General features: G+C 72.0%; 17 protein-coding genes. All 17 read left to right on the top strand.

Translation table 11 applies throughout. The features are described from left to right. The first annotated feature begins 91 nt into the window (after positions 1-91). Positions 92-544, top strand: coding sequence for a rhodanese-like domain-containing protein (locus tag GRF61_RS15225; RefSeq protein WP_169151484.1), 453 nt, complete (start codon positions 92-94; stop codon positions 542-544). Positions 545-676: 132 nt separating this feature from the next. Then, positions 677-3,091: a TonB-dependent receptor gene (locus GRF61_RS15220; RefSeq protein ID WP_211165996.1), complete on the top strand. Its 2,415-nt coding sequence runs from the start codon at positions 677-679 to the stop codon at positions 3,089-3,091. Positions 3,092-3,148: 57 nt separating this feature from the next. Next, entirely contained in the window at positions 3,149-3,448 is a 300-nt protein-coding gene (locus GRF61_RS15215) for a putative quinol monooxygenase (protein WP_169151483.1), read from the top strand. 217 nt (positions 3,449-3,665) lie between these two features. Continuing rightward, entirely contained in the window at positions 3,666-4,298 is a 633-nt protein-coding gene (locus GRF61_RS15210) for an NAD(P)-binding domain-containing protein (protein ID WP_169151482.1), read from the top strand. A 9-nt stretch (positions 4,299-4,307) separates the two neighbouring features. Next, the gene (gene ypfH, locus GRF61_RS15205) at positions 4,308-4,985 is read left to right on the top strand and encodes an esterase (protein ID WP_248281264.1); all 678 of its coding nucleotides are present in this window, start codon (positions 4,308-4,310) and stop codon (positions 4,983-4,985) included. A 137-nt stretch (positions 4,986-5,122) separates the two neighbouring features. Beyond that, entirely contained in the window at positions 5,123-6,538 is a 1,416-nt protein-coding gene (locus tag GRF61_RS15200) for an alpha/beta fold hydrolase (RefSeq protein ID WP_169151481.1), read from the top strand. Positions 6,539-6,644: 106 nt separating this feature from the next. Further along, on the top strand, positions 6,645-7,559 hold the full coding sequence (locus GRF61_RS15195; RefSeq protein ID WP_169151480.1) for a LysR substrate-binding domain-containing protein: 915 nt from the start codon (positions 6,645-6,647) through the stop codon (positions 7,557-7,559). 234 nt (positions 7,560-7,793) lie between these two features. Continuing rightward, positions 7,794-8,780, top strand: coding sequence for a tripartite tricarboxylate transporter substrate binding protein (locus GRF61_RS15190; RefSeq protein ID WP_169151479.1), 987 nt, complete (start codon positions 7,794-7,796; stop codon positions 8,778-8,780). Beyond that, positions 8,780-10,150: an MmgE/PrpD family protein gene (locus GRF61_RS15185; protein ID WP_169151478.1), complete on the top strand. Its 1,371-nt coding sequence runs from the start codon at positions 8,780-8,782 to the stop codon at positions 10,148-10,150. The genes GRF61_RS15190 and GRF61_RS15185 overlap by 1 nt, the downstream gene beginning before the upstream one ends. Further along, a complete protein-coding gene (locus GRF61_RS15180; RefSeq protein ID WP_169151477.1) occupies positions 10,147-11,973 on the top strand; it encodes a rhodanese-like domain-containing protein in 1,827 nt (608 codons plus the stop codon). Before GRF61_RS15185 ends, GRF61_RS15180 begins: the two co-directional genes overlap by 4 nt. Next, entirely contained in the window at positions 11,970-12,725 is a 756-nt protein-coding gene (locus GRF61_RS15175) for a dienelactone hydrolase family protein (RefSeq protein ID WP_169151476.1), read from the top strand. The genes GRF61_RS15180 and GRF61_RS15175 overlap by 4 nt, the downstream gene beginning before the upstream one ends. Beyond that, positions 12,722-13,801 carry an extracellular solute-binding protein gene (locus GRF61_RS15170; RefSeq protein WP_169151475.1) on the top strand — a complete coding sequence of 360 codons (1,080 nt, stop codon included), beginning with the start codon at positions 12,722-12,724 and terminating at the stop codon, positions 13,799-13,801. Before GRF61_RS15175 ends, GRF61_RS15170 begins: the two co-directional genes overlap by 4 nt. A gap of 14 nt (positions 13,802-13,815) precedes the next feature. Continuing rightward, positions 13,816-15,003 (top strand): ABC transporter ATP-binding protein, encoded by a 1,188-nt coding sequence (locus GRF61_RS15165; RefSeq protein WP_169151474.1) that lies wholly within the window; start codon positions 13,816-13,818, stop codon positions 15,001-15,003. Next, positions 15,000-15,884 carry an ABC transporter permease gene (locus GRF61_RS15160; protein ID WP_169151473.1) on the top strand — a complete coding sequence of 295 codons (885 nt, stop codon included), beginning with the start codon at positions 15,000-15,002 and terminating at the stop codon, positions 15,882-15,884. Before GRF61_RS15165 ends, GRF61_RS15160 begins: the two co-directional genes overlap by 4 nt. Continuing rightward, positions 15,881-16,669: an ABC transporter permease gene (locus tag GRF61_RS15155; protein ID WP_169151472.1), complete on the top strand. Its 789-nt coding sequence runs from the start codon at positions 15,881-15,883 to the stop codon at positions 16,667-16,669. The genes GRF61_RS15160 and GRF61_RS15155 overlap by 4 nt, the downstream gene beginning before the upstream one ends. 72 nt (positions 16,670-16,741) lie before the next feature. Then, positions 16,742-17,341 carry a cysteine dioxygenase family protein gene (locus GRF61_RS15150; RefSeq protein WP_169151471.1) on the top strand — a complete coding sequence of 200 codons (600 nt, stop codon included), beginning with the start codon at positions 16,742-16,744 and terminating at the stop codon, positions 17,339-17,341. Beyond that, positions 17,338-18,390 (top strand): AbrB family transcriptional regulator (locus GRF61_RS15145; RefSeq protein WP_169151470.1); only part of this gene is annotated, 1,053 nt, incomplete at its 3' end. The genes GRF61_RS15150 and GRF61_RS15145, both read left to right, overlap by 4 nt.

Here is an 18,390-nt window from a genome sequence, read left to right as displayed (position 1 = left end):
CCCGCCGGCTTGCTAGCCTCGCCGCACAAGAACCCAGGCCGGCGACGCAGCGCATGCGCCGCTGGAGGCCGCGGATGAAAGGAGACGGAACATGGGCGCTCGCATAGAGGCGCTGCTCGGCCGCGCGCAGGCGCGGGCCCGGGAAGGCGCCTACGGCTACAACGGCAGCCTGCTGCCGGCCGAAGCCTGGGCGGTGCTGGAGGCGAGGGCGCACGCCCGGCTGGTCGATATCCGCTCGCGCGAGGAATGGGCGCTGGTCGGCCGCGTGCCCGGCGCCTTCGAGATCGAGTTCCGCCGCTTTCCCGACTGGGCGCCGGTGCCGGATTTCCTCACCCAGGTCGAAGCCCGGCTGCGCCCCGACGAACTCGTGCTGCTGCTGGGCCGTGGCACCGGGGACGCCGCGGAGGCCGCCCGCCTGCTCTCGGCTCGCGGCTACCGCCACGTCTATACCGTGCTGGAGGGCTTCGAGGGCGAAGCGAACGCCGCCGGCCAGCGGGTGATCAACGGCTGGCGGGCGGCCGGGTTGCCCTGGTATCAGCCGTGACCACCGCAGCTCCAGGCTGCCGATGAAGGGCGCGGCGATGAAAGCCGCCACAGGCCCTTCCATTCATGGGTTCACAGGGGGCGGCGTATCGGGTTCTAATGCCGCCTCCGAAATTTTTGGTTTCAGACTGCCGTGCGCTCCCGATCCCGCCCTACCGCCCGCATCGAGATTGATGGCGCAGGCTTCCCCCGGTCTTCCCTTCCGCTGCCTGTCTGGCGTCCGCTGGCACTGGCGCTGGCCCTGATCGCCCCGGCCGCCTGGGCCCAGGTGCCGGAGGCAGCTCGGGCACCTGCCGCCGAGGATGCCGAGCTGCAGCTGGAGACGGTGACGGTGAATGCCCGCCGCCGGGCCGAACCCGCCCAGGCGGTGCCGGTGTCGCTGAGCACGCTGGACGGCGCCGAGCTGGAGCGCCAGGGCGTGTATCAGGTGCAGAACCTGCCGCTACTGCTGCCCAGCCTGAACGCCAGCTACGCCAATGGCCGCCAGCTCAGCCTGGCGGTGCGCGGCATCGGCAACAACCCGGCCAACGAGGGGTTGGAGGGCAGCGTCGGCATCTACCTGGACAACGTCTATCTCGGCCGTCCGGGCATGGCGGTGCTGGATCTGGTGGACCTGGAGCGGGTGGAACTGCTGCGCGGGCCGCAGGGCACGCTGTTCGGCAAGAACACCACTGCCGGCGTGCTCAATCTCAGCACCCGGGCACCGGATTTCTCGCCGGACAACAGCGTGGAGCTGTCCGCCGGCGAGCGCGGCTACTACCAGGGCAAGGCGGTGATTTCCGGCCCGCTGAGCGATACGGTGGCGGCGCGCATCGCGGTGGTGGGCACCCACGACGACGGCTGGCTGAAGAACGACAACGACAACCGCCGCCTCAACAGCGTGACCCGTGAAGGCGTGCGCGGCCAGCTGCTGATCCGCCCGGACAGCGATTTCAGCCTGCGCCTGATCGCCGACTACCAGCACGAGAGCGGCAGCCAGGGCACCACCATGCTCTATGGCGTGGGGCCGTCGCCGGCGGGGTTCCGCTACCTGGTGGATGCCGCCCAGCTGGCCGGCGCCACCGGCATCCGCATCGATCCGGACCGCTACCACGTCAACATCGACGGCCCGCAGAAGATGAAGGTGGAGCAAGGCGGCTTGTCCGCCGAGGCCAACTGGGAGCTGGGCGGCGGCTATCGCCTCACCTCCATCACCGCCTGGCGCTCCTGGGAGTTCGGCTCGCACAACGATATCGACGGCACCAATGCCGACATCTTCAGCGACTCCGAATTCCGGGTGAAGGACAGCCAGGTCTCCCAGGAAATCCGCCTCGCCTCGCCCACCGGCGGGGCCATGGACTACGTGCTCGGTGCCTACTATTTCCACCAGGACATCAGCAGCAGCAACTGGCTGACTTATGGCAGCGGCGCCGATGTGCTGGCATTGCCGGTGACGGCGCCCTTGGGCGCCAACGTGCTCAACGGCATCACCTCCGCCACCCACGGCAAGATGAGCACCGACAGCTTCGCGTTGTTCGGCCAGGCCGACTGGCACCTCACCGAGCGCCTGGACCTCACCACCGGCGTGCGCGCCACCTATGAGCGCAAGGTGGCGCGCAGCCGCCGCGACGCGCCGCTCAATGCCGCGCCGCTGTTCGTGCCGTTGCTCCAGGCCGGCCGCGACAGCCAGGTCGGCGCCTGGCGGTCGGACGACATCACCGTGCAGGATGTCAGCCCCTCCGGCCTGCTCGGCCTCTCCTACGAACTGGCGCCGGACGTGCTGGCCTTCGCCAATCTCTCCTACGGCGAGAAGTCCGGCGGGGTGAACATCAACGGCGTCGGTGCCGCGCCGACGCTGGGCGAGGATAGTCTCAAGGTCGACCCGGAGCGCGCGCGCAGCCTGGAAGTCGGCTTCAAGAGCCTGCTGTGGGACAAGCGCCTGCGGCTGAACGCCAGCCTGTTCTATGCCCGGGTGCAGGACTACCAGGCCACCGGGATGCGCGCCGCGCCCGGCTCATTCGTCGTTTACCAGGTGTTGACCAACGTCGGCGAGGTGGAGAGCAAGGGCGTGGAATGGGAGATCGAAGCGCGGCCCACCCGTCGCCTCACGCTGTCCTTCAACGGCATGTACAACGACGCCAGCTACCGCTCCTTCGACAATGCCCCTTGCCCGGCCGAACGTAACCCGGGGGCGCCGTCCAGCTGCGACCTCGGCGGCAAGCAGGTGCAGGGCGCGCCGCTGTGGACCGCCAACGTCGGCGGCAGCTACCGCTGGCCGTGGGCGGAGCATGTGGAGCAGTACGTGAGCGCCAACTACGCCTGGCGCTCGGAAGCCCCCGGTTCGCTGGACAATTCCCGCTACAACCGCCTGCCCGCCTACGGCGTGCTCAACCTCGCCACCGGCTGGCAGTACAGCCGCGGCAGCGATGTGTGGGAACTGTCGCTGTGGGCGCGCAACGCCCTGGACAAGCGCTACTACTACACTGGCAGCAACACCGTCAGCGCCTACACCGTGTCGGCCGCGGCGCCGCGCACGGTGGGCGTCACCCTGCGCTACAACTTCATGTGAGCCCGCGCCGGCTGCGGCCGGCGGGCATTGCCACGGCTGTAGGAGGCCGCGTTTCCCATGCTCAAGGTCATCGCCCAGGATTTCATCAAGCTCGAGCACCTGGAAGCGGTGATGCCGCTGTACCGGGAACTGGTGGAGAAGACCCGCCAGGAGCCGCTGTGCATCGCCTACGAACTTCATGTCGACCAGAAAGACCCCGGGCATTTCGTTTTCATCGAGGAATGGCCGGACCGGGCGGCGCTGGACGCCCATTGCCGCACCGAGCACTTCCGCCGCTTGGTGCCGCTGATCGACAGCCATCAGCGCCAGCCGGGGACTTTCATCCTCATGGATGCGTTTGATCGAGCGCCGGGCTGAGCGGGCGCCGTCTGCTTCTTCCTGCGGCGAAAACCTTGCGCCGCAACCGTCTGCCATCGCCTACCCGTCTCGCATCGTCTCTCTAATCGAGACAGTCTGTGCATCCCTGCGCTGTTTATCCACGTTTTCGCGCTCAGTACATTGCAGCCCATGCCGTCCCATGCGACGCGCAGCGGCCCTCGAGGGCCTCCCCAAACGCGAAATGAGGAATACGAACATGGAAATCACCGTCATTGGCACTGGCAACATGGGTTCAGGCTTCGTCAAGCAGTTCGCCGCTGCCGGGCACCGGGTGCGCGTTACCGGGCGCGATCTGGCCAAGGCGCAGGCGCTGGCCGCGGCGCACCCGGGGGCGGCTGCCTTTCCGGCGGCCGAGGCGCTGGGCGAGGCCAGCGTGGTGGTGGTCGCCACCGCTTATGCGGACGCGGTGCCGGCGTTGAGATCCCTGGGCGATCTCGGCGGCCGCATCGTGGTGGATGTGACCAATCCGCTGACCGCCGACTACATGGGCCTGGAGATCGGCCATGACACCTCCGCCGCCGAAGAGATCGCCAGGGCGGTGCCGGGCGCCGAAGTGGTCAAGGCCTTCAACACCGTGTTCGCCCAGGTGCTGGCGGAAGGCCCGGCCTTCGCCGACGGCCAGACGGTGCCGGTGTTCTATGCCGGCGATGGCGTGCGCGGCAAGCAGACGGTGCGGGTGCTGGCGGAGAGTGCGGGCTTCAAGGCGGTGGATGCCGGCGGCCTGAGGAATGCCCGCTACCTGGAGCCGCTGGCCGGGCTCAACATCTACTTCGGCTATGGCGCCGGGCAGGGTACGCAGATCGCGCCGACCTGGATCAGCCGCGACTGAGGCGCCGCCATGTCCAACACGACGCAAGCGGGCGGCATGCCCTCGCCCTCCATCATCGTCGCCCGGCCCGGCCGGGCGGTGCGGCTGGTGCTGCTGATGCACGGCGTGGGCTCGGTGCCGGAATCCATGGTGGATAGCGGCCGCCGGCTGGCGGCGGCTGATCCGGAGGCGATGGTGGTGGCGGTGGCCTCACCCCAGCCCGCCGACATTTCCGCCGGCCGCCAGTGGTTCTCGGTGCGCGGCGTGACCGAGGAAAACCGCCAGGCCAGGGTGGATGCCGCCATGCCGGGCTTCGTCTCCATCGTCGGGCTGTGGCAGCAGGAAGCTGGCGTCGGCCCGGCGCAGACCCTGATCGTCGGCTTTTCCCAGGGCGGCATCATGGCGCTGGAATCCACTCGGCTGGCGCAGCCGCCTGCGCTGCGGGTCGCGTCGCTCGCCGGCCGCTATGCCACGCTGCCGGAGCACAAGCCGGCGGTGGCGGCCATTCACCTGCTGCACGGCGTGGCCGACACGGTGATGGCGCCGCAACTGGCCGAGGCCGCGGCCCAGCGCCTGCGCAGCCTGGGGGCGACGGCCACGCTGGACATCCTGCCCGGCGTCGGCCACGAGCCGCATCCGCTGCTGCTCGCCCGCCTGATCGAGCATTTGAGCGAACACCTCGGCGAACGTCCGGCCGGGCGCGGGTAATCCCACCGCCGCATCGTGCGGAAGCCCGGGCGGCGCGGCTGTCCGGCTGGACCTTGCCCCGCCGTCATCGCGATAATCCCGCTCGTCCTGTGCCGTCCCGACCCGGGCGGCGTCTTTCATCACGGCGGGGAAATCCGATGGCGACCCTTGCGGTCCGTACACGCAAGCCATACCGGGGCCGGGCGCTGGGGGCCGGCCTCTTCACCACAACGACGCTGCGGCGGGCGCTGGCGCTGCTCGCGGTGATGCTGCTGGCGCTGGCCAGCGGCGGCTGCATGATGTTCTCGCTGCGCGGCCAGCTGGCGCAGATGTCCACCGCCTGCTCCGTCGCCGGCACGCTGGCCGACGAGGGCGGGGCTTCCGGCCCGTATGTGGTGGCGCTGCTGCATGACGACGCGGTGGCCTCCGATGCGGCGCAACCCGCCTGGCGCCAGGTCGATTACTTCGTCATGGAGCGGGAAGGCGCCTGGGGCTTCATCGTCGGCCCCGGCAACTATGGCCTGGCCGCCTTCCGCGACAGCAATGGCAACTTCCGCCACGACGCCGGCGAACCCCTGCTGGCCTTCGATCCCAGGAGCAGTGTGAGCTGCAGCGCCGGCAAGGTCTTCGCCGACATCGCCCTGCGGGTGCCGGCGGAGGCCGCGCCCAGCGCAGCGGCCGCTTTCGGCCTGCCCACCCTCGGCCAGCTGCGGCCGCGGCCGGCGGTGAACCGGCCCGCCGTCAGCGGCGGCCAGTTGCTCTCCTTCGGTGACGTCACCACGCTGGAAGACTCCCGCTTCGACCCGGAAATCGCCGCAGCCAGCAGCTGGCGTCCGCTGGATTTCATCCTCGCCGGCCGCAGCGGCATCTACCTGCTGGAGCCCTACGACCCGGACAAGATCCCGGTGGTATTCGTGCATGGCATCAACGGTTCGCCGCGCGATTTCGCCGCCCTCGTCGGCCAGCTGGACCGCAAGCGCTTCCAGCCCTGGGTGTTCTCCTATGCCTCCGGCCTCGGTCTGGACACCACGGTGGACATCCTCACCAGCACCATGCTGGAGCTGGAACTGCACTACCGGTTGAAGCGCTTCCACCTTGTCGCCCACAGCATGGGCGGGCTGGTGGCGCGCGGCTTCCTGCTGCGCCGCGCCGAGCGCAACGCGCCGGCCGAAGTGCCGCTGTTCATCAGCCTGTCCACCCCCTGGGGCGGGCATGAGGCGGCCCTGCGCGGCATTACCTCCTCGCCGGTGGTGGTGCCGGTGTGGCGCGACATCGTGCCCGGCAGCAGCTACCTGCGGGAGCTTTTCTACACCGGCCAGGAGGGAGGCGCACAGGTGCAGTTCCTGCCCGCCGGCACCCGCCACCATCTGCTGTTCACCTACGGCGGCGGCAGCGCCCTGGGCCGCGCCAACGACGGCGTGGTCTCGGTTGCCAGCGAACTCGCCACCGAAGCCCAGACCCAGGCCGAGCGCATCTACGGCTTCGACGACAGCCACGTCGGCATCCTCACCAACCTGGAGGCGATGAAGACGGTGAACCTGCTGCTGGCCGGGGATGGCGCGCCGCTGCGCTGAATAGGCGCAAAGCTATGCCGTATTCGTGATTTGCCGGCGGCGGGCGGCTGCGCAATAGTCGGCGCCCTCGTCCGTCCGCTTGCCCGGCTGCCGCCGGGTGCCGTCCATGTCCATCACGCCCACCTTCGATCTCGAGTTGCTGCGCAGCTTCGTCGCCGTCGCCACCCACGGCACCTTCGCCGGCGCCGGTTCCCGCCTGCAGCGCAGCCAGTCCGCGGTCACCCAGCAGATGCAGCGCCTGGAAGCCCAGCTCGGCCAGACCCTGTTCGAGAAGCAGGGCCGCGGCAAGCGCCTCACCGAGCATGGCCACCACCTGCTGCGCTACGCCCGCGACATGCTCGCCCTCAACGACGACGCCATGCTGGCGCTGCGCGACAGCGGCAGCGGCGGCTCGCTGCGCATCGGTTCGCCGCACGACATCGCCGACACCATCCTGCCGCAGGTGCTCAGCCACATCGCCCGCTTCATGCCCGACCTGCGGCTGGAGATCGAGGTCGGCCGCAGCCCGCAGTTGATGGAGGCGCTGCATCGCGGCGTGGTGGACATCACCATCTCCACCCGGGAGGACGCCACGCTGGAGGGCTTCGTGCTGCGCAGTTCGCCCACCCTGTGGCTGTGCGCCGCCCAGTTCGTGCCGGTGCCGCAGCAGCCGGTGCCGCTCATCCTCGGCGACGAGCCCAGCATCTTCCGCCGCTATGCGCTGGAGGCGCTGGAGCGCCACCGCATTCCCTGGCGCCAGGCCTACACCTCGTCCAGCCCCACCGGCATCAAGGCCGCGCTGCGCGCCGGCCTGGGCGTCACTGCCCGCAGCATGGACCTGCTGGGCGGCGACATGCGGGTGCTGGGCGAGAAGGATGGCTTTCCGCGCCTGCCGGACATCAGCTACTACCTGTGGGTGCGGCCGGGCAGCGTCAACCCGCTGGTGCGCCAGGCCTATGCGCTGCTCAAGAGCGGCCAGGGCAGGGAGGCGGCGGAGCGCCGCGCCACCGCCGGCGGGCGGCGCAAGGATCAAGCGCGCTAGCGAATACTTCAGCGCTGCTTATGTTTTGGCGCATGCCGCTGACAAACCGGCGCGCGGCATGTTTTTTCTCCGCTCTTTTCCTTTCAGGGGCTTGCCGCGGACGCGCATGCAAATGGCGAGTAGCGGGGCGGGGCGCTGCCATCAAAACAGATAAGCATGTGATTTATTGAGAATTCCCAAGCCGACAGCGGCTTCCTAGGATGCGCGCCAGTTCCAGCCCCCAGGAAAGCAGTCATGTCCGCAACCCGCAGCATCCGCGCCGGCGCCATCGCCGTGGCGCTCTCCCTCGCGACCGTGTTCGTGCCTGCCGGCGCCCATGCCGAAGAATGGCCGGCGCGGCCGGTCAAGCTCATCGTGCCCTTCCCGCCGGGTGGCCTGGCCGACCTGGTGGCGCGGCCGCTGGCGGACAAGCTCACGCTGGCGCTGGGCCAGCCGGTGGTGGTGGAGAACCGCGGCGGCGCCTCCGGTACGCTGGGCACCGCTGCCGTGGCGGCGGCCGAGGCAGATGGCTACACCCTGCTGTTCACCACCGCCAACGAGGTCGCGGTGGCGCCGCTGCTGTACAAGCACCTGCGCTACGACCCGGAGCAGTCCTTCACCCCGGTGGCGGCGGTGGTGGATTTCTCCATGGTGCTGGTGACCGCGCCCGACCAGCCCGACAGCGTAGGCGCACTGGTGGCGGAGGCCAGGCAGAAGCCGGGTGAGGTGGCGTTCGCCTCCTCCGGCGTCGGCACCACCAACCACCTCAGCGCGGAACTGTTCCGCACGCTGGAAGGCATCTCCATCCTGCATGCCCACTACAAGGGCGGCGGGCCGGCGATGACCGACGTCGCCGCCGGCCATGTGCAGGCGATGTTCGCCACGCTGCCCTCGGCCCTGGGCCTCATCGCCGGCGGCAAGCTGAAGCCGCTGGCGGTGACCAGCGCCCAGCGCTCGCCGGTGCTGCCGCAGGTGCCGACCATGGCGGAAGCGGGCGGGCGCGAGCTGGTGGTCACCACCTGGGCCGGTGTGCTCGGCCCCAAGGGCCTGCCGCCGGCCATCGTTGCCCGCCTCAACGCCGAGGTCGGCAAGGTGGTGGCTTCCGCCGACTTCCGCGAGCGCATGGCCAGGGCCGGCGCCGAACCGCGCTTCAGTTCCGCCGCCGAACTGGCCGGCTTCATCCGCCGCGACCATGAGCGCTGGGGCCGCATCATCGCCGACGCCGGCATAGAGGCGAACTGATGGCCGCCGCCGCAACCGTCGCCAGCCAGCTGGCCGGCTGGCTGGTCGATCCCCGACGCCAGATGCTGGCGGAGGAGGCCGCCGCTGCCGCGCGCTGCTGCCTGCTCGACTGGCTGGGCGTTTCCCTCGCCGCCGTGGTCGAGCCGGAGGCGCGCATCCTCGCCCGGGTGGCCGCCGGCTGGCGCAGCGGCGGTGATGCGCGGCTGCTGTCCGGCGGGCTGGCCGCGCCGGCGGTGGCGGCGCTGGTGAATGGCGGCCTGTCCCATGCACTGGATTTCGACGACACCCACATTCCCTCGGTGATGCACGGCAGCGGCCCGCTGTGGGCGGCGCTGCTGGCCGTCGGCGGCGCCCGCCGGCTGCCGCCGCAGCGTTTGCTCGCCGCCTTCGCTGCCGGCTTCCAGGTCGGCGCTGCGCTGGGCGGGGAGGGCGTGGGTGTGCGCCTCACCAGCCAGGGCTGGCACGCCACGCCGGTGCTGGGCCGCATCGGCGCCGCGGCCGCGCTCGCCCATGCCCTCGAGCTGGATGCGGTGCGCACCGCCCATGCGCTGGCCCTGGCCGCCACCGGCGCCGGCGGCCTCAACGCCTCCTTCGGCAGCATGGCCAAGCCGCTGCACGCCGGCCAGGCGGCCATGGGCGCGGTGATCGCCACCGAACTCGCCGAAGCCGGCTACGAAGGCGCAGCCGCGGTGTTTGAGGCACCTGGCGGCCTGTTTCCGACGCTGCTGCAGGATGCCGGCCTGGCGCTTGCTCCGGCGCTGGACGGCCGTTCCGCGCTGTTGGACAACAGCTTCAAGCCCTACGCCGCCTGCCAGCTTACCCATGCGGCGCTGGATGCCGCCCGTGCCGCAGCCATCGCGGTGGCGCCAGCCCAAATGGGCGCGCTGCGCGTCTTCGTCCATCCGCTGGCGGCCCGGGTCGCCGCCCGGCAGGCGCCGGCCACCGCCACCGAGGCCCGCTTCAGCCTGGCCTGGTGTATCGCCCTCGGCCTGCACGGCCATGCCGCCACACCGCAGGATTTCGCCCCGGCGCGGCTGGCGGAGCCGGCCCTGCAGGCGCTGGCCGCAAAGGTGCAGGTGGTGGCGGACGAGGGCGAGGCGCGGACCTCGGCGCGGCTGGAGATCGAATTGAACGACGGCCGCCTGCATCTAGAGCGGGTGGAGCATGCCTTCGGCAGCCCCGGGCGGCCGATGGACTGGCCGGCGCTGGAACAGAAGTTCCGCACCCTGACGGCCCATCTGCCGGCGGAGGTGGCCGGCGAACTGCTCGCCGCCGCCGGCGGCTTCGGCGCGCCGGACAGCCTGCGGCGGCTGGATGCCGCGCTGGCACAGGCTGCCGCGGCGCCTCGCAGCGCGGGAGTGCCGGCATGACGGCGATACGCGCAATCAGCCCGCAGGCGCTCAAGCACCGGCTGGCGCAGGTACGCCCCGGCGCCGCGCCGGAACTGGCCAGCGCGCCCGAACTGGCGCTGCTGGACGTCGCCGAGGAGGGCGAATACGGCCTGGGCCATCTGCTGTGGGCGGCCAGCACGCCCTACAGCCGGCTGGAGTTGCTGGTGCCGCCGCTGGTGCCGCGGCTGGCCTGCCCGCTGGTGCTGGTGGACCACGGCGACGGCATCGCCGCTGTCGCCGCCCGGCGCCTGGCCGCGCTGGGCTACCGCGAGCTGGCGGTGCTGGAAGGCGGTACGCCGGCCTGGGCCGCCGCTGGCGGCGAGCTATTCCATGGCGTCTATGTGCCGGGCAAGGCCTTCGGCGAATGGCTGGAACACAGCCACGCCACGCCGGCGATCAGCGCCGACGAACTGCTGCGTCTGCGCGCGGCAGGCGTCGCCCTGCAGGTGCTGGACCCGCGCACTCCGGCCGAGCATGCGCTGCGCCATGTGCCGGGCGCGTTGTCCTGCCCCGGTGGCGAACTGCTGCACCGCTTCCGCGATCTGGTGCCGCAGGCCGACACCCTGGTGGTGCTGGCCTGCGGTGGCCGCACCCGCGGCATCGTCGGCGCGCAGACGTTGATCTCCGCCGGCGTGCCCAACCGGGTGGTGGCGCTGGCGGATGGCTGCCACGGCTGGCAGCTCGCCGGCCATGCGCTGGAGAGCGGTGACGCCGCGCCGATGGTATCGCCCAGCGCCGCCGCCGCCGCCTTCGGCCGCGAGCATGCGCAGCGCCTGGCGCAGCAGTCCGGTACGCCGGAGATCACCGCTGCGGTGCTGGCCGCCTGGCGCGAAGCCGGCGACCGGACCACCTATGTGTTCGACGTCCGCAGCGCCGAGGAATACGCCGCCGGCCATCTGGCCGGCGCCCGCTGGGCCGCCGGCGGCCAGCTGCTGCAGGCCAGCGACCGCTGGATGGCCACCCTGGGCGCCCGGGTGGTGCTGGTGGACGACGACGGCGTGCGCGCCCACCAGATCGCCCACTGGCTGCGCGCCCTGGGCTGGCCGGCGGCGGTGCTGGCCGGCGGCCTGGCGGCGGCGCGCGAGGCCGGCTTGCCCTGCGTGAGCGGCCCGGCCGCCGCCGCGGAAAACGGCGCCAGAGATGCGGACGCCGCCGCCAGGGTTCAACTCGAACTCGCCGTTGGCCGTCGCTCCGGGCTGCCGGAACTGTCGCCGGCGCAGGCGGCGACGCGGCTGCAGGCCGGCGCCCGCGCCTGGTGCCTGGATGGCAGCGCCGATTTCCTGCGCGCCCATCCGCCGGGCGCGCGCTGGGCCAACCGCGCCCGGCTGCAGGCGGTGGTCGCCGAGGCGCGCGCCGGCACCGAACTGCTGCTGTTTTCCGCAGACGCTGCCGCCGCCCACCTTGCCGGCCTGGATCTGGCCGAGCAGGCGCCCGCCGGCCGCATCGCGGTGGTGGCCGGCGGCCTGCGCGCCTGGGAGCGGGCCGGCCTGCCGCTGCACATGCCGGACGCGGCCGAGGCGGAGCGCCTGCTGCCGCCGGCGCAGCGGGTGGACGTGCTGTATTGGGCGCACGACCGCCGCCGCGGCAACCACCAGGCGATGCGCGCCTACCTGGACTGGGAGCGCCAGCTGTTGGCCCAGCTCGCCCGCGACGGCGAGCGCTTCTTCCTGGCCGGCGGCGCAGGCTCCGCCGACGCTGCGGCGACAGCCGGGTGTTCGCCCGCCGCTGCGGCGGGCAGTACCGCGCCCTCCACCGGCCTTTCCCCCTTCACCTCCCCGCAAGCCCGGAGACCCCGAACATGAGTTTTCCCCTCGTCGATATCGATACCGCCGACGGCCGCTTCCAGGCCTATGCGGCGGAACCCCTGCAGCCGGCCGGCGCCGCCGTGCTGGTGCTGCCGGAGATCTACAACATCAACGGCTGGATACGCCAGGTGGCCGAGCGCTATGCCGGGCAGGGTTTCCATGTGCTGGTGCCCGACCTCTACTGGCGGCAGGAGCCCGGCCAGCACCTGGAATACACGCCCGAGCACCAGCAGAGGGGCCGCGAGTTGGCCGGGGCGCTGGACCGCGAACTGGCGGTGCGCGACATCGCCGCGCTGGCTGCCGGTTGGCGCCAACGCCTGCCGGCCGGCACGCCGGTGATCGCGGTGGGCTACTGCCTGGGCGGCGAGCTGGCCTTCCTCGCCGCCGCTGCCGGCGCGGTGGATGGCGCCAGCGGCTGGTACGCCACCAACATGGCGCGCCACCTGGCGCAGGGCGAGCGTATCCGGGTGCCGGTGCAGCTGCATTTCGGCGAGCTGGACTGGCGCACGCCGCCGGAGCTGATCCAGTCGGTGCGCGCGGCAGTGGCGGGCCGGCCCGAGGTGGAGCTGACGGTGCATGCCGGCGCCGACCACGGCTTCGGCCGCTTCGGCCATCCGCCTTTCCACGCCGCCGCCGCCGCCGCGGCCCATGTGCGCACGCTGGCGCTGATCGATGCGCTGCGCGCCGCTGCAAGCGAGGCCAGCCCGGGCCGCAGCGCCGCGCCTCCCCTGGAGGAGTCCCACGCATGAAGCGCCCATCCCCGAATGCCGCACGCCGTGGCACGCTGGCCGCCGGCCTGCGCCTGCTCACCCTGGCCGCCGCGCTGCCGCTACTGGGCACCGCGCCCGCCCACGCCCAGGAGACGCCGCGCAAGCTGGTGGTCGCTTCCTTCGGCGGCCAGCTGGACGAGGTCTACCGCGAAGTCTTCAAGCCCTTCGAGCAGCAGTACAAGGTCAGCATCCAGTGGGTGCCGGGCACCGCGCCGGGCAACGTCGCCAAGCTGGCGGCGACCAAGGCCGAGCCGGAATACGACGTGATCCTGTTCGAGAACGTCACCCAGCGCCTGGCTTCCAGCCAGGGCCTGCTGGCGCCGATAGACGAGCGCATCGTCGGCCACTGGAAGGATCTGGCCCCGCGCGCCCGCGCCAAGGCGGGCGACGGCGCCGCCATCGGCACCTTCGTCACCGGCCTGTACTACCGCAAGGACGAGTTCGCCAGACGTGGCTGGGCGCCGCCGGCAAGCTGGGACGACCTGTCGCGGCCGGAATTCTGCGGCCACCTTGGCCTGGAGCGGGCGAGCCAGGTCTACACCCTCAACGCGGTGCTGATGCTGGGCGGCGGCGATCCGGCCAAAGTGGAGCAGGGCATCGCCCGCTTCGCCGCGCTGGGCAAGTGCGCCCGGGTGCTGGAGCCGGCGGCGGCCAAGCATGAGGAGAAGATCCTGCTGGGCGAATACCTGGTGGGGGTGAACAGCAGCATACGGGCGCTGCCCCTGGTCAAGCGCCTGCCCGGCCTGGCCTTCGTGCTGCCGAAGGAGGGCGCGGTGGTCAGCTCCACCATGGTGGCGCCGGTGAAGGGCGCGCCCAACCCGGAGCTGGCGCAGCGCTTCGTCGACTGGTTCCTCGCCCCGGAGGCGCAGGCGCGGCTGATGCGCGAGCTGTTCTACAGCCCGGCCAACGCCAGCGTGGCGGTACCGGCGGAGCTGCGCGAGCTGGGCGTGCCCGACCAGGACACGCTGGCGCGCATGCCGGCCATCGACGACGACGTGGTGGTGCAGGAGCGCCGCGACTGGACGCGCAAGCTGGAACGCGCGCTGGGCGGTTGAGCGGCATGGCGACGATGGCTGAAACGGCGCGCGCCGACGCCGCCTTCCTGCGCCTGGACGGCGTGGTGAAGCGCTTCGGCGGCCAGGCGGCGGTGGACGGGCTGTCGCTGGCGGTGCGCCGCGGCGAGTTCGTCTCGCTGCTTGGCCCCTCCGGCGGCGGCAAGACCACCACGCTGCACATGATCGCCGGCTTCATCGACCCCGACGCCGGCGACATCCTGCTCGACGGCGCCTCGCTGCGCGGCCTGCCCAGCCACCGCCGTGGCGCCGCCATGGTGTTCCAGAGCTATGCCCTGTTCCCGCACATGACGGTGTTCGACAACGTCGCCTTCGGCCTGCGCATGCGCAAGGCCGGCCGGGCGGAGATCGCCCGCCGGGTGGGCGAGGCGCTGGAGCTGGTGCGGCTGGAGGGCCTGGGCGGCCGCCATCCGCGCGAACTCTCCGGCGGCCAGCAGCAGCGGGTGGCGCTGGCGCGGGCGCTGGTGCTGGAACCGCGCCTGCTGCTGCTGGACGAGCCGCTGAGCAATCTGGACCCGCGGCTGCGCCGCGAGCTGCGCGACAACTTCGTCGACATCCACCGCCGCACCGGCATGACCACGCTGCTGGTCACCCATGACCTGGAGGAGGCCTTCGCCACTTCGGACCGCGTCGCCATCCTGGGCGGCGGCCGGCTGCAGCAGTTCGACACGCCGCAGGCCATCTACACCCGGCCGCGCACCGCCTTCGTCGCCGACTTCGTCGGCCACGGCAACGTCGTCGCCGGCCGGCTGGAGCGGCATGCCGCCGGCCTCCGGCTGCGGCCGGCGGGCGGTGCGCCGGTGTTGCCGCTGCCGGCGGAGGCGGTGCTCACCGATGCCGCCGGCGAGGCGCGCTACGCCATCCCGGCCCATGCGCTGCGCCTGCTGCCGGCGGGGCAGGGCGCCGGTGGCTTGAGCGCGGCCGAAGCCGCCTTCGACGGCTGCCTGCGCAGCCTCACCTACCTGGGCGCCGCGCTGCGCTTCGAGGTGGAGCTGCACGGCCTGCTGCTGGCCGGCGAATGCGCCGCCGGCGCCTGGGCGGCCGGGCTGGCGCCGGGCGCCCAGGTGGGCGTGGCGTGGGCGGTGGCGGACATGATTCCGCTGCCGCCGCCGGAGCCGGATGCCGCACAGGCGGCCAGCGCGCCGCAGGCCGGCGGCGCGCGGCTGCTGGAGGCGCTGTCGTGAGCGCCGCCGCTGTCTCCTGCGCCGGCCCGGCCGCGCGGCCGCAGCGCCTGGGCGGCGCCTTGCTGACGCTGCCGGCGCTGCTCTTCATCGGCGCGCTGTTCCTGCTGCCGGTGCTGCAGCTGCTGGCGCTGAGCGTGAGCGCGGCGGACGCCGGCGGCGGCTGGCGGCTGTCTTTCTCCGCCTACGCCGATTTCCTCGGCGATCCCCATGCCTGGGGGCTGGTCGCCCGCACCCTGCGCATCGGCCTGCTGACGGTGCTCGCCTGCCTGCTGCTGGCCTTCCCGGTGGCGCTGCTGATGCGCGGCATCGCGCCGCGCTGGCGCTCGCTGCTGTTCGTCGCGCTGCTGTCGCCGCTGCTCACCAGCGTGGTGGTGCGCACCCTGGCCTGGGTGGTGCTGCTTGGCCCCAAGGGGCTGGCGAACGCCGCGCTGGCGTGGGCGGGCTTCGCTCCGCTGGCGCTGATGTACAACGATTTCGGCGTGGTCGTCGGCCTCACCCATGTGTTCTTCGGCTACATGCTGCTGGCGGTGTCGGCCTCGGTGCTGAAGCTGGACGAGCGCCTGCTGCTGGCCGCCGCCAACCTCGGCGCCGGGCGCTGGCAGGTGCTGTGGCGGGTGGTGCTGCCGCTGTGCCTGCCGGGCATCGCCGCCGGCGCGGTGCTGGTGTTCACCATGAGCGCCAGCGCCTACATCGTGCCGGTGCTGCTGGGCGGCACCGCCACCAAGGTGATGGCCACCGAGGTGTACGACCTCGCCATCAACTACCTGGAGTGGCGCGAGGCAGCGGTGGTGGCAGCGGTGCTGTTCGCCCTGGTGTGGGCGGTGGTGGCGCTGCTGGCGCGCCTGGGCGAGGGCCGCGGCGCGGCGGGAGCGGCGCGATGAACGCCCGGCCTTCCCGCCTGCTGGTGTTGTGGACCGCGCTGGTGACGCTGTTCATCCTCGGCCCGCTGGTGATGGTGCTGCTGGTGTCGCTGACGCCGCGCGACTACGTCAGCCTGCCGGAGGGCGGGCCGTCGCTGCGCTGGTACGCGGCGATGCTCGCGCGGCCGGAGTTTGTAGACGCCGCGCTCAACAGCCTTTGGCTGGCGCTGGCCGCCGCCGGCAGCGCGCTGGCGTTGGGGCTGGCGGCGGCGCTGGGCATCGCTGGCCGCGACTTCGCCGGCCGCGGGCTGCTGCTGGGCGTGCTGATGTCGCCGCTGTTCGTGCCGCTCATCCTCAGCGCGCTGGCCATCCTGGCGGTGTTCTCCAGCTGGGGCTGGACGCACCAGCCCTCGCGCCTGTTCGTCGCCCACACCGCGCTGACGCTGCCTTACGTGGTGCGCACCCTGGTCGCCAGCCTGGCGGCGCTGGACCGGCGCCAGCTGCTGGCGGCGCGCAACCTGGGCGCCGGGCCGTGGCGCTGCTTCCTGCGGGTGACGCTGCCGCAGCTGGGGCCGGGCCTGTTCGCCGCCGGGCTGTTCGCCTTCATCGTCTCCTTCGACGACGTCGGCCTGTCGCTCTTCCTCACCGGTACCGGCTTCAGCACCTTGCCGGTGCAGCTCTTCAGCTACGCCTCCTACAACAGCGATCCGACCATCGCCGCGGTGTCGGTGACCATGGTGGCGCTGTCCTTCGCCGCGGTGATCCTGGTGGAGCGCGGCTTCGGCCTGCAGCGGCTGATGCGCTGAGTTTCCCCGCAGTCCGGGAGCGGCGCCGCCGCTCCTCTCTTCCCCCTTTCCATCCTCGACCGGAGCCCGACCATGAATCCCAGAGACGAACGTAAGCAGCAGATAGAATCCGCCATCGCCGAGATCCGCGCGCTGCATCGCGAGCACGGCACAGACCGCGACAGCCTGCGCCGCAGCGCCGGGGTGCTGGCCCGGCTGGCGCAGCGGCGCGACCTCTTCTCCTTCGCCGACTTCCCGCTGCCGGCACCGGGCGCGCCGCTGTCCACCCGCTATCAGCTGCACGTCGGCGAGGGCCAGGAATACGCCCTCTACCTGCAGGCCCTGCTGCCGGGCAAGAAGAGCGTGCCGCACAACCACAAGACCTGGGCGGTGATCGTCGCCGTCGAAGGAGAAGAGTTGAACCGCATCTACCAGCGCAGCGACGATGGCAGCGATCCGGCGCGCGGCAGCCTGGAACTGCTGTGCGAGCAGGTGGTGCGCCCGGGCGAGCCGGGGCTGTACCTGGGCGACGATATCCACAGCATCCACGTCGTCGCCGACCGGCCGGCGCTGCACTTCCACCTCTACGGCCGCGCGCTGGAGACGCTGACCGAGCGTCTTGCCTTCGATCTCGAAAGCGGCCGCGTCAGCCGCTACAACGAGACGCACTGGCGTCCGAGCGTGGCCGCTTGAAGGCGGCGCCACCCTTGCCGTGGTGGGGCGGCGCGCTGGCGTTGGCGTTCGGGCTGGCCGGCGGCGGCCTGCTGCATGCCGCCGCGGTGCCGCTGGGCTGGATGCTGGGGGCGATGCTGACGGCGGCGGTGGCCTCGCGCGCCGACGAACGCATCCGCCTGCCCAAGCCGCTGGGCGAGGCGGCGCTGCTGGTGATCGGTGTGCTGATCGGCTGCTCGGTCACCCCGGCCTTCCTGCGCCAGGTGGTGGCGCTGTGGCCGGTGGTCGTGGTGGTTGGGCTGAACACCGGCCTGCTGTTATGGCTGGGCAATGCCTACCTGCGCCGCCGCGGCGGCTTCGATCCGGTCACCGCCTTCTTCGCCTCCATGCCCGGCGGCCTCAGCGAGATCCTGGCCTACGGTGCCAGCCTGGGCGGCCATCCGGGCATGATCGCCACGGTGCACCTGGTGCGCTTCGTCTTCATCATCGGCGGCATCACGCTGGTGGCGCACTGGGCGGCGCCGGCCGCCGGTACGCCGGCGGTGGCCGATGGCGCCGCTCTCGCCGGCGGCAGCGTCGCGGACTGGCTGGTGCTCGCCGGCTGCGCCCTGGGCGGGCGCTGGCTGGCGCGGCGGCTGGGCATGCGCATGGGGCTGCTGCTGGTGCCGGCGGTGCTGAGTGGGCTGGCCCACGGCAGCGGCTTCACCGACTTCGTGCCGCCACTGTGGCTGATCGCGCTGTGCCAGGTCGCCATCGGCTGCACCTCCGGTTTGCGCCTGCGTCGGCTGGAGCAGGTGAGCGGCCGCGGGCTGCTGCTGGCTTCCACCGCCTGGTCGGCAATGCTGTTCCTGATCACGCTGGCCGCGGCCCTGGCCGCCCACGCCGCCTTCGGCTGGCCGCTGATGACCACGCTGCTGGCGCTGATCCCCGGCGGCGTGACCGAGGTGTCGGTGATCGCGCTGGGGCTGGGCGCGGACCTGGCGCTGGTGATGACCGCCCAGCTGAGCCGCCAGATCCTGATCATGGGTTTCACCCAGGCCGGCATCGCCCGGCTGGTGCCGGCGAAGGGG

The sequence above is a fragment of the Azoarcus sp. TTM-91 genome, assembly GCF_012911025.1.
Lineage (GTDB): Bacteria > Pseudomonadota > Gammaproteobacteria > Burkholderiales > Rhodocyclaceae > Azoarcus.
Note: the sequence above shows the minus strand (reverse complement) of the source record. Positions and strands in the feature narration are given on the sequence as shown.

What these genes read in the sequence shown, in the direction of transcription:
- GRF61_RS15185 (WP_169151478.1), top strand. Translation starts at nt 8,780, where the DNA reads ATGGCCGCCGCCGCAACCGTCGCCAGCCAGCTGGCCGGCTGGCTGGTC.
- GRF61_RS15190 (WP_169151479.1), top strand. Translation starts at nt 7,794, where the DNA reads ATGTCCGCAACCCGCAGCATCCGCGCCGGCGCCATCGCCGTGGCGCTC.
- GRF61_RS15200 (WP_169151481.1), top strand. Translation starts at nt 5,123, where the DNA reads ATGGCGACCCTTGCGGTCCGTACACGCAAGCCATACCGGGGCCGGGCG.
- GRF61_RS15180 (WP_169151477.1), top strand. Translation starts at nt 10,147, where the DNA reads ATGACGGCGATACGCGCAATCAGCCCGCAGGCGCTCAAGCACCGGCTG.
- GRF61_RS15170 (WP_169151475.1), top strand. Translation starts at nt 12,722, where the DNA reads ATGAAGCGCCCATCCCCGAATGCCGCACGCCGTGGCACGCTGGCCGCC.
- GRF61_RS15195 (WP_169151480.1), top strand. Translation starts at nt 6,645, where the DNA reads ATGTCCATCACGCCCACCTTCGATCTCGAGTTGCTGCGCAGCTTCGTC.
- GRF61_RS15215 (WP_169151483.1), top strand. Translation starts at nt 3,149, where the DNA reads ATGCTCAAGGTCATCGCCCAGGATTTCATCAAGCTCGAGCACCTGGAA.
- ypfH (WP_248281264.1), top strand. Translation starts at nt 4,308, where the DNA reads ATGTCCAACACGACGCAAGCGGGCGGCATGCCCTCGCCCTCCATCATC.
- GRF61_RS15175 (WP_169151476.1), top strand. Translation starts at nt 11,970, where the DNA reads ATGAGTTTTCCCCTCGTCGATATCGATACCGCCGACGGCCGCTTCCAG.
- GRF61_RS15225 (WP_169151484.1), top strand. Translation starts at nt 92, where the DNA reads ATGGGCGCTCGCATAGAGGCGCTGCTCGGCCGCGCGCAGGCGCGGGCC.
- GRF61_RS15165 (WP_169151474.1), top strand. Translation starts at nt 13,816, where the DNA reads ATGGCTGAAACGGCGCGCGCCGACGCCGCCTTCCTGCGCCTGGACGGC.
- GRF61_RS15150 (WP_169151471.1), top strand. Translation starts at nt 16,742, where the DNA reads ATGAATCCCAGAGACGAACGTAAGCAGCAGATAGAATCCGCCATCGCC.
- GRF61_RS15210 (WP_169151482.1), top strand. Translation starts at nt 3,666, where the DNA reads ATGGAAATCACCGTCATTGGCACTGGCAACATGGGTTCAGGCTTCGTC.
- GRF61_RS15155 (WP_169151472.1), top strand. Translation starts at nt 15,881, where the DNA reads ATGAACGCCCGGCCTTCCCGCCTGCTGGTGTTGTGGACCGCGCTGGTG.